The 9,077-nt window shown below is 74.8% G+C and carries 8 protein-coding genes and 1 pseudogene; 4 read left to right on the top strand and 5 right to left on the bottom strand.

What is annotated here, in order from left to right; genetic code table 11:
• Positions 1-1,643: alpha/beta hydrolase (locus STBA_RS11390; protein WP_077059142.1), on the bottom strand; the 1,643-nt coding region annotated here is incomplete at its 3' end.
• Between the two features lie 136 nt (positions 1,644-1,779).
• On the opposite strand from STBA_RS11390, the gene STBA_RS11385 reads away from it, so the two are divergent.
• The 4 genes from STBA_RS11385 (at position 1,780) to STBA_RS11370 (ending at position 5,460) form a co-directional block, all read left to right on the top strand.
• Positions 1,780-2,703, top strand: coding sequence for an alpha/beta hydrolase (locus STBA_RS11385; RefSeq protein WP_171987684.1), 924 nt, complete (start codon positions 1,780-1,782; stop codon positions 2,701-2,703).
• A gap of 32 nt (positions 2,704-2,735) precedes the next feature.
• Positions 2,736-3,224: a MarR family winged helix-turn-helix transcriptional regulator gene (locus STBA_RS11380; protein WP_077059141.1), complete on the top strand. Its 489-nt coding sequence runs from the start codon at positions 2,736-2,738 to the stop codon at positions 3,222-3,224.
• Between the two features lie 224 nt (positions 3,225-3,448).
• Complete coding sequence (locus tag STBA_RS11375; RefSeq protein WP_107485207.1) at positions 3,449-4,798, top strand: MFS transporter; 1,350 nt, start codon at positions 3,449-3,451, stop codon at positions 4,796-4,798.
• Between the two features lie 182 nt (positions 4,799-4,980).
• On the top strand, positions 4,981-5,460 hold the full coding sequence (locus STBA_RS11370; protein WP_077063254.1) for a TIGR03618 family F420-dependent PPOX class oxidoreductase: 480 nt from the start codon (positions 4,981-4,983) through the stop codon (positions 5,458-5,460).
• Here the strand turns inward: STBA_RS11370 and STBA_RS11365 are convergent.
• The 4 genes and pseudogenes from STBA_RS11365 to STBA_RS11350 form a co-directional block, all read right to left on the bottom strand.
• Positions 5,424-6,089 carry an O-methyltransferase gene (locus tag STBA_RS11365; protein ID WP_077059139.1) on the bottom strand — a complete coding sequence of 222 codons (666 nt, stop codon included), beginning with the start codon at positions 6,087-6,089 and terminating at the stop codon, positions 5,424-5,426. The genes STBA_RS11370 and STBA_RS11365 overlap by 37 nt on opposite strands.
• A gap of 9 nt (positions 6,090-6,098) precedes the next feature.
• Positions 6,099-7,772: an alpha/beta hydrolase gene (locus STBA_RS11360; RefSeq protein ID WP_077059138.1), complete on the bottom strand. Its 1,674-nt coding sequence runs from the start codon at positions 7,770-7,772 to the stop codon at positions 6,099-6,101.
• A 106-nt stretch (positions 7,773-7,878) separates the two neighbouring features.
• Positions 7,879-8,661 (bottom strand): annotated as a pseudogene (locus STBA_RS11355) (ABC transporter permease); the annotation flags it as partial.
• A complete protein-coding gene (locus STBA_RS11350; RefSeq protein ID WP_077059136.1) occupies positions 8,658-9,062 on the bottom strand; it encodes a TOBE domain-containing protein in 405 nt (134 codons plus the stop codon). The pseudogene STBA_RS11355 and the gene STBA_RS11350, both read right to left, overlap by 4 nt.
• Between the last annotated feature and the right edge of the window lie 15 nt (positions 9,063-9,077).

Here is a 9,077-nt window from a genome sequence, read left to right as displayed (position 1 = left end):
CGGCAGGTCGTGCCGTCCCTGGGCACGGTGCCCGCGAGCAGGTAGCGTTCGACGGCTTCGGTGACGCAGGTGTTGCCGCTGGAGTGGGCGCCGTGGCCCTCGCCGTCGTAGGTGAGCAGCACCGCGGTGTCCTCGCCGAGGGCCTGCCGCATGCGTTCGGCGCCGACGTAGGGCGTGGCGGGGTCGCCGGTCGTGCCGAGCAGCAGGATGGGGCCCGCCCCGGGGGCCGAGACCTCGGGCCGGTCCTGGGCACCCGTCACCGGCCAGTCGGCGCAGGCCATCAGCGACCAGACCAGCGTCTCGCCGAAGACGGGCGAGGCGGCGGCGAACTCCGCCTGGTGCGCGTGCACGTCCTCAAGGGTGGGGCGGGAGGCGAAGTCCGCGCAGTTGATGGCGTTGTTCGCGGCGTGGATGTTGCGGTAACGGCCTTGGGAGTCGCGGCCGTTGTACTGTTCGGCCGCGGCGAGGAGCAGATCCCCCCGGTCCTCGTCGAGTGCCTGGCGCAGGGCGTCGGTGAGGAAGGGCCAGGAGTCCTGCGAGTAGAGCGCGGACAGCAGGGCGGTCGTCGCGAGCCCGACGGTGAGGTCGCGTCCCGTGGCGGTCGGCAGCGGGCGTTCGCGCAGGCCGTCGAGGAGGCCGGTCAGGATGTCGTGGCCGAAGGACCCGCCGACGCCGGTCGGGCAGCGCGGCTTCTCGGCGCAGTCGGCGAGGTAGTTGTCCAGGGCCAGTTGGAAGCCCTCGGCCTGGAGCAGGGCCCGTTCGGTGAGGTCCCGCGTCGGGTCGACGACGGCGTCGAGGACGGTGCGGCCGACGCGGTCGGGGAAGAGGTGGGCGTGCACGGCGCCGAGCTTGGTGCCGTAGGAGATGCCGACGTAGTGCAGGCGGCTGTCGCCGAGGGTGTGCCGCAGGAGGTCGAGGTCGCGGGCGGCGTCCGCCGTGGTGACGTGCGGCAGCAGCGCGCCCGCGTCGGCCTCGCAGTCCTGCGCGTACGCCCGGCTGTCCGCGAGGAACTGCCGCTCCTCGGCCGCCGTCCGCGGCGGCCCGTGGTCCGCTTGCGCGGCGGCGTCCAGCTCCGCGCCGGACCGGCACACCACGCCGTCGCTCTCGCCGGTGCCGCGCGGGTCGAAGCTGACGAGGTCGTAGCCGGCGCGCAGCGCCTCGTAGCGGCCGGCGGCGTGGGGGAGTGCGGCGACCCCGGAGCCGCCGGGCCCGCCGAAGTTGAACACGAGTGATCCGATCCGGTCCGCCGACGCCAAGGAACGGGCACGCACCAGGGCGATCTCGATCGTTTCGCCGTTGTCCGGGGCGGTGTAGTCGAGGGGTACGAGGAGGTCGGCGCACTCCCAGGCGTAGCCCGGCGGGTCGCCCCCGCCCTGGAGCGCGCTCGGCGCGGGGCATGCGGACCAGTCGAGCGTCTGCTCGGTGAACGTGGCGGGCAGTTCCGGCAGTTCGTCAGGGGAGACGTCGGCGGGCGAGGGAACGTTCGGCTCCGGCGCGCTGGTTTCCGCGTCCGCGCCGCCGCTCGCCCCGTCCGCACCGGCCATGTCCTCCGCGCCGCCGCTGCACGCCGCGACGGCCGTCGCCAGGACCACGGCGGCGGACACGGACACGGCAACGGCCCGTATGCCCCCTGCCTTACGCATCGAAGTGCCCCTCCACACCGCGCCCGCTTTCCTCTGGCAGGCTACCCTCGCCTTCGCGCCCGGCCCACACGGTGCCTGTCGCGCCATGGCGGCGGGGCCGGGCGGACGGCCGGGGCGGACGGGGAGGGCAAGGGACATGCCGGACGTGAACGTGAACGTGGACGCGGAAGTGGATGCGGACGCGGACGAGCGGATCGTCGCGGTGAACGGAGCGGAGCTGTGCGTCCAGGCGTTCGGTGCCCCCGGCGATCCGCCGCTGCTGCTGATCGCCGGGGCCAGCGAGTCCATGGACTGGTGGGACGACGAGCTGTGCGCGATGCTCGCGGCCGGGGGCCGCCGGGTGATCCGTTACGACAACAGGGACACGGGCCGTTCGGTGTTCTCGCCGATGGGCGCGCCGGGCTACGACCTCGACGATCTGGTCGCCGACGCGGTCGGCGTGCTCGACGCGTTCGGGGTGCCGCGGGCGCACGTGATGGGCTTCTCGCTGGGCGGGATGCTGGCGCAGCGGCTGGCCGTCGACCACGCGGCGCGGGTGGGGACGGTGACGCTGGTCGGCACCACTCCCGACGGCCCCGACCCGTCCGGCCCGCCGTCCGTGGACGGGCGGCGGGCCGCCGCGGGGCAGCCGCGCCCGCTGCCGGACTGGTCGGACCCGGTGGCGGTCACGGAGTATCTGGTGACCGGCAGGCAGCCGTTCGCGGGGACGCGCGGGTACGACGAAGAGCGGCTGCGGGCGGTCGTCGGGCGGGCCGTCGCCAGGACGCGGAGCATGCCGACCTGTCTGGTCAACCACTGGCTGGTGGACAACGGCACGCCGGTCCGCCCGCGGCTCGGCGGGGTGGTGGCGCCGGCGCTGGTGGTGCACGGGACGGAGGACCCGCTGTTCCCGTTCGGGGATGCCGAGGCGCTGGCGGCCGAGATCCCGGGGGCCGCGCTGCTGCCGGTGGAGGGCGCGGGCCACCAGGTGCCGCCGCGGTGGGCGTGGGACTGGTTCGTCCCCGCGGTGCTGCGGCACACCGCCACCGGGACGGGGACGAACGCGACGGTTGGCGGATAATCCGCCACGGACCTGATTGTTACGCTGGCGGCATGACCGCGATGGCGCCCCGGCGCGAAGAAGCCGACCTCTCGTTCCTGCTCGACCACACCGGTCACGTGCTGCGGACCCGTATGGCCGCCGCGCTCGCCGGTATCGGGCTGACCGCGCGGATGCACTGCGTGCTGGTGCACGCGCTCCAGGAGGAGCGGACGCAGATCCAGCTCGCGGAGATCGGCGACATGGACAAGACCACGATGGTCGCCACGGTGGACGCGCTGGAGGAGGCGGGCCTGGCCGAGCGGCGCCCGTCGAGCCGGGACCGGCGGGCGCGGGTCGTCTGCGTGACCGAGGAGGGGGCGCGAGTCGCCGAGCGGAGCCAGCGGATCGTCGACGGGGTGCACGCCGAGGCGCTGTCCGTGCTGCCGGCCGAGGAGCGGAAGGTTTTCCTCAGCGCCATGAACCGGCTGGTCGGCGGCCCGTTGGCGACGCAGGCCGAGTCCGGGGCGCCGGTGCGGAGGGCGCGGCAGCGGACGAAGTAGCGTGCGGGACACTAGATAGATCCGAAGAATATCGTCTGTAACGAAACTATCTGCTACGGTCTCTCTCGTCGTTCCCCGTGGACAGGAGAGCCCCCGTGCCCGCCACCGCCCCATCCGTCCCCTCCGGCTCCTCAGGACCCGCTGGTCCCGCCGATTCCACCGTTCCCCCGCGGCCGCCGCACGGCCGGAGGCGGCGGCTCGCCCTCGGCGTGCTCGCCACGGGCATGCTCATGATCATCCTGGACGGCAGCATCGTGACCGTCGCGATGCCCGCCATCCAGGACGACCTCGGCTTCTCCCCGGCGGGCCTGAGCTGGGTGGTGAACGCCTACCTCATCGCGTTCGGCAGCCTGCTGCTGCTGGCCGGGCGCCTCGGCGACCTGATCGGCCGCAGGCGCATGTTCCTCGCCGGCACCGCCGTCTTCACCGGCGCCTCCGTGCTCGCCGCCGCGGCCGGCAGCCCGGCGGTGCTGATCGCCGCCCGCTTCCTCCAGGGCCTCGGCAGCGCCATGGCCGCGGCCGTCAGCCTCGGCATCCTGGTCACGCTGTTCACCGAGCCGGGGGAACGCGCCCGCGCCATCGCCGTCTTCAGCTTCACCGGCGCCGCGGGCGCCTCGATCGGGCAGGTGCTCGGCGGGGTGCTGACCGACGCGCTGAACTGGCACTGGATCTTTCTCATCAACCTGCCGATCGGCGTGGCCGTCCTCGCCCTTGCCGTCGCCGCACTCCCCGCCGACCGCGGGTCCGGCCTCGGCGCGGGCGCCGACGTGCTCGGCGCCCTGCTGGTCACCGCGGGGCTGATGCTCGGCATCTACGCCGTCATCGAGGTCGAGAACCACGGCTGGGCCGCCGCGCACACCCTCGGCCTCGGCGCGCTCGCCGCCGCGCTGCTCGCCGCCTTCACCGTCCGGCAGACCGCCGCCCGCACCCCGCTGATGCCGTTGCGCATCCTGCGCTCGCGCGGCGTCGCCGGGGCCAACCTGGTGCAGATCCTCATGGTGGCGGCGCTGTACTCGTTCCAGGTGCTCGTCGCGCTGTACCTCCAGCAGGTGCTCGGCTACGGCGCCGCGCGGACCGGGCTGGCGATGCTGCCCGCCGCGCTCGTCATCGGCGCGGTCTCCCTGGGTGCGTCCGCCCGGCTGAACGCCCGGTTCGGCGAACGCAACGTCCTGCTCGCCGGACTGCTGCTCCTCCTCGGCGTGCTCGGGCTGCTCGCCCGCGTCCCGGTCGAGGCGGACTACCTCACCGATCTGGCTCCCGTGATGCTGCTCGCCGCCGGCTTCGGCCTGGCCCTGCCCGCGCTGACGGCGCTCGGCATGTCCGGGGCCCGCCGGGACGACGCCGGGCTGGTGTCCGGCCTGTTCAACACCACCCAGCAGATCGGCATGGCGCTCGGCGTCGCGGTGCTCTCGACGCTGGCCGCCTCCCGGACCGAGAGCCTGCTCGCCGCGGGCGACGGCCGGGCCGAGGCGCTGACCGGCGGCTACCGGCTGGCCTTCACCGTCGGCGCGGGCCTCATCGCCGCCGCCTTCGTCGTGGCCCTGACCGTCCTGCCCCGCCGCCCCGCCGCCTGAGCACCGGCCGGCCCCTTCCCCGCACAGCAAGGAAAGGCACGCCCATGAACGCCACTCCCCGCACCGCCACTCCCCGCACCGCCGCGACGGGAACGCCGTCCGCAGGAACGCCGTCCGCCGAAAGGCCGTCCGCCGGAAAGCCCGCGGCCGGGCCGCCGCCCCGCCCGCTCGCCGACGCGGCCCTGTCGGGGCTGCTGGCCGGGCAGCGGTTCGGCGTGCTGGCGAGCGTCTCGCGCGACGGTCACCCGCACCTCACCACCGTCGCCTATGCCTGGGACCCCGCCACGCGCACGCTCCGCTTCGCCAGCACGGCGGACCGCGTCAAGGCCAGGCAGCTGCGCCGCGATCCGCGCGCCGCGCTCCACGTGCGCGGCCCCGACGTCTGGTCCTTCGCCGTCGCCGAGGGCGGGGCGGAGGTCTCCGAGGCCACCACCTCACCGGGCGACGCCGTCGGCCGCGAACTGCTCGGCGTCCTGCCCGCGCCGGAGGGCCGGGACGCGGAGGCCGCGTTCCTCGCCCAGCTCGTGGCCGAACGGCGCGTGGTCATCAGGCTCCGCGTCACGCGCCTGTACGGCGCGGCCCTCGACGTGCCGGGCGCCGTCCCGCCCTCCGCGGAGGACCCGGCTCAGGGGTCGACCAGCGCGAGGGTGAACCCGTCGTAGCCCTTGCTGCCGACGGTCTGGATCGCGGTGGCGGTCAGCCGGGGGTCCGCGGCGAGCAGCTCGGTGAAGCGCCGGGTGCCGCGGACGCTCGGGTCGGCGCTGTCCGCGTGGACGACGTTCCCGGCGCGCACCACATTGTCGAAGACGAGCACGCTGCCGGGACGGGACAGCTCCACCGCCCAGGCCAGATAGTCCGGGTTGCTCGGCTTGTCGGCGTCCACGAAGATCAGGTCGAACGGGCCCTCCGCGGTCAGCGCGGGCAGCGTGTCGAGGGCGCGGCCGACCCGGATGTCCACGACGTCGGCGAGCCCGGCGCGTGCGACGTTCACCCGGGCGACCTCCGCGTGCAGCTGCTCGGCCTCCAGCGTGATCAGCCGCCCGCCGGGCGGCAGCGCGCGGGCCAGCCAGATGGCGCTGTAGCCGCCGAGGGTGCCGATCTCCAGAATGGTGCGGGCGCCGTGGATGCGGGCCAGCAGGTGCAGCAGCTTGCCCTGGCCCGGCGTCACGTTGATGGCCGGCAGGCCGGCGGAGTCACTCGCCGCGAGGGCGGCCTCCAGCGCGGGGTCTGCCGGGATGAGCAGGCCCGAGAAGTAGTCGTCGACCTCGGTCCACAGGTGGCTTTCGGACATGCGGTGTACCTACCCCGAACGATCTCCGCCGCACGTCGTCCCATCATCGGGCACATCGCCCCGCAGCAGATAGCCGTCGACGGCCGAACGGACGCACTCGTTCCCGCTGTTGTAGGCGCCGTGCCCCTCGCCCTCGTAGGTCAGCTCCACCCCCACGCCGTCGCCGAGCGCCTCCTTCATGTTGCGCGTTCCCTCGTACGGCGTGGCCGGGTCGCCGGTGGTGCCGACGAGGAGGATCGGCCCCGCGCCCTCGGCTGCCACGTCCGGGTGCTTCCGCCGGCCGTCGACGGGCCAGTGCGCGCAGGTCAGCAGGCCCCAGGCCATCGGCGGGCCGAAGATCTCCGAGGCGTCCTCGAATTCGCCGAGCACCTCTCGCACATCTCGCACGGAATACCGTTCGCTGGAGTCGGCGCAGCTGATCGCGGTGAGCGAGGACTGGAGCGTGCTGTACGTGCCGTCCGGGTTGCGGCCGTTCATCGAGTCGCCGAGGGCGAGCAGCACGGTGCCGTCCGGGTGCTCCCGGTCCAGGGCGTCGTCGAGGCCCTGGCTGAGGTACGGCCAGAAGTCTTCCGAGTACAGCGCCTGGGCGACCCCGCCCCAGGCCAGCGACTGGGTCAGCCGGCGCCCGTCGGGGTCCTGGGTGCGCAGCGGGCGTTCCGCCAGCCGGTCGAGGAGGCGGGCCAGGCGGTCCTCCGCCTCGTCGCGGTCCTCGCCCAGCGGGCAGTCCTCGCCCTCGGTGCAGTGGTCCAGGTAGTTGCCGAGGGCCAGTTGGAAGCCCTCGGTCTGGCCGGTGGCGCCGTCCCTCGTGGTGCCCGACGGGTCGACGACGGCGTCGAAGACGGCGCGGCCCACGCGCCGCGGGAAGAGGTGCGCGTAGACGCCGCCCAGTTCGGTGCCGTAGGAGATGCCGAAGTAGTACAGCCTGTCGTCGCCGAGCACGTGCCGCATCAGGTCGAGGTCGCGCGCGGTCGCCGTGGTGGTGAGGTGCGGGAGCAGGTCGCCCGCCGCCTCCTCGCAGCCGTCGGCGAACTCCTTGAGCCGTTCGTTCAGCTGCCGCCGCTGGCCCGCGTCGTCGGGCACCGGGTCGGCCGCGAAGTAGGCGTCGAGCCCTGCGGAGTCGAGGCAGGACACGCCCTCGGACTCGCCGACCCCGCGCGGGTCGAAGCTGACGAGGTCGAACCGCTTGTGCAGGTCCGCGTAGTCCTGCCCGAACGCGGGGAGCGTGACGACGCCGGAGCCGCCGGGACCGCCGAAGTTGAAGATCAGCGAGCCGACGCGGTCGTCGTCGCGGGCCTGCGTCCTGGCCCGGATCAGGGCGATGCCGAGGGTCTCGCCTTCCGGATCGGCGTAGTCGAGCGGCGCGGTCATCGTGGCGCACTCCCACTCGGCGCCGTCCGGTAGCGGGCTGGGGGACATCTGGTCGTCGCCCTGGGCCGGTTCCGGCTCGGCGCAGGCCGCCCAGTCGAGGGCCTGCCCGGTGAGCGCGTCCGGCAGGTCGTCCGTGTCCCGCGCGTCGCTCACCGCCGCGGCAGCCGTGCGCCGCGCGGTCTCCCCGGCACCCCCCGGCGTGGCCGCGCAGCCGGTGGCGACCAGGGCCGCGGCGAGCAGCGCGGCGGCCAGGGCGCGGGAACGGGACGCGGTGGGGGCCGCCGTGCGGGCGGACCGGCGCCTGGCTCGGGTCATGTGCGGGGGCTCCCATCGGTCGCTCCGACAGGCTCATCGTGGGCCCGTCCGGCGGAGCGCCGCACCCCCGGCGGGGTCATCCGGGTGACGTGTGCCCCGGCCTGAGCCACCGGCCGCGCAGCGCGATCAGCACCGCGGCGGCGATGGCGAGCAGCAGCAGTGACACGGTGGTGGCGCCCGCCGGGTCCTCCTGGAGCAGCAGGTAGACCTTCAGCGGCAGCGTCTGGGTGACCCCGGGCAGGTTGCCCGCGAACGTGATGGTCGCGCCGAACTCGCCGAGCGCCCGCGCCCAGGTCAGCGCGGCGCCCGCGGCCAGGGCCGGCCCCACCATCGGCAGCGTGACCAGGTGCAGGGTGCGCAGCGGCCCGGCGCCCATCGTGGCGGCGGCCTCCTCGAAGTGCGGGTCGAGGCCGGTCAGCGCGCCCTCCAGGCTGACGACGAGGAAGGGCATCGACACGAAGACGGCCGCGACGACCGCGCCCGCGGTGGTGAACGGCCACGTGATGCCCACCGATTCGAGGGGCCCGCCGAGCAGGCCGCGGCGGCCGAACCCCTGGAAGAGGGCCACGCCCGCGACGGTGGGCGGCAGCACCATGGGCAGGATCACCAGGCTGCGCACGAGCGTCCGGCCGCGGAAGTCGGTGCGCGCCAGCAGCCAGGCCAGCGGCACGCCGAGGACGAGCGAGACCAGCAGGGCCCACCCCGAGACCGTCAGCGACAGCCGCAGCGCCTCGGTGACCGCGGGCGAGGTGAGCCGCGCGCCCAGGTCCGACCAGGGCGCGTCGGCGACGATCCCGAGCAGCGGAACGGCGAGGAACGCGACGCCTCCCGCGGCAGGCAGGACCAGGACGAGCGGTGGGCGGCCCGACCGGGCGCCGCGGCCGGTCATGCCAGGTCGACGTGGACGCTGGTGGCCTTCACCCGCGCCACGGCCTCCATGCCGACGGCGAGGCCGAGTTCCTCCACGGCCTCCCGGGTCAGCAGCGACACCAGGCGGTGCGGGCCGGCCTGGATCTCCACCTGCGCGGCGACGTCGCCGAGCCGCACGGCCGTGATGATGCCGGGGAAGGCGTTGCGGGCGCTGGTGTACGGCTCGCCCTGCTCGCCCGTGCCCGGCGCCGCCCCGGCGGCGAGCGCCACGGCGAACGCCGCGAGGTCGGCGCCGCCGATCTGCCGCTTGCCGGCCTCGTCCCGCCGCGTGGGCAGCCGCCCGGCGTCCGCCCACCGGCGTACGGTGTCGGCGCTCACGCCGAGCAGCCGGGCCGCCCGGCCGATGCTGTACTCCTGCATGTGCGGGACACTACG

This window comes from Streptomyces sp. MP131-18 (assembly GCF_001984575.1).
Classification (GTDB): Bacteria; Actinomycetota; Actinomycetes; order Streptomycetales; family Streptomycetaceae; genus Streptomyces; species Streptomyces johnsoniae.
The sequence above is the reverse complement of the archived record's forward strand: the minus strand, read 5'-3'. Positions and strand labels throughout refer to the sequence as shown.